This window comes from Acidovorax sp. Q11, from assembly GCF_054950075.1.
The window spans coordinates 1-606 of sequence record NZ_JBUDZG010000095.1; the positions used below are offsets into that span (position 1 = coordinate 1).

Consider the following 606-nt stretch of genomic DNA (forward strand, 5'->3'; position numbering starts at 1 on the left):
TTGTCCTGATCGGTGGTCCTGGTACCGGCAAAACCCACTTGGCAACGGCGCTGGGAATCAATGGGCTAACGCACCATTCCAAACGTGTCCGGTTCTACTCGACAGTGGATCTGGTCAATGCGTTGGAGCAGGAGAAGGCCAAGGGAAATCCGGGACGCATAGCCATGAGCTTGATGCGGATGGACTTGGTCATTCTGGATGAACTTGGATACCTGCCATTCAGCCAAGCAGGGGGAGCATTGCTGTTCCACCTGCTGTCCAAGCTGTATGAGCACACCAGCGTTCTGATCACTACCAACCTGACGTTTGCGGAGTGGTCTGCTGTCTTCGGTGATGCCAAGATGACCACGGCATTGCTGGACCGGCTCACCCATCACTGTCACATCGTTGAAACCGGCAATGAGTCCTACCGCTTCCGTCACAGCTCCAAGGAGGCAAAGGGAAAGATCAAATCCAGAGAGCTGAACAGAAAGACCGAGACCAGCCTGGAGGTGCAAGCCCAGTAGGAGGCTATAGTTATCCACAGCCAGCCTAACCAACGCTGGCTACACGCCCCCTATCAAAGTTGGATCGGCACACACTGTCAAGATTCAATCGGCGCCAACA

The 606-nt window shown here is 54.6% G+C and carries 1 protein-coding gene; it reads left to right on the plus strand.

From position 1 onward, the window contains the following. On the plus strand, positions 1 to 506 hold a 506-nt coding region (locus tag ACYZGB_RS22825; RefSeq protein WP_462391274.1), incomplete at its 5' end, for an ATP-binding protein. Between the last annotated feature and the right edge of the window lie 100 nt (positions 507 to 606).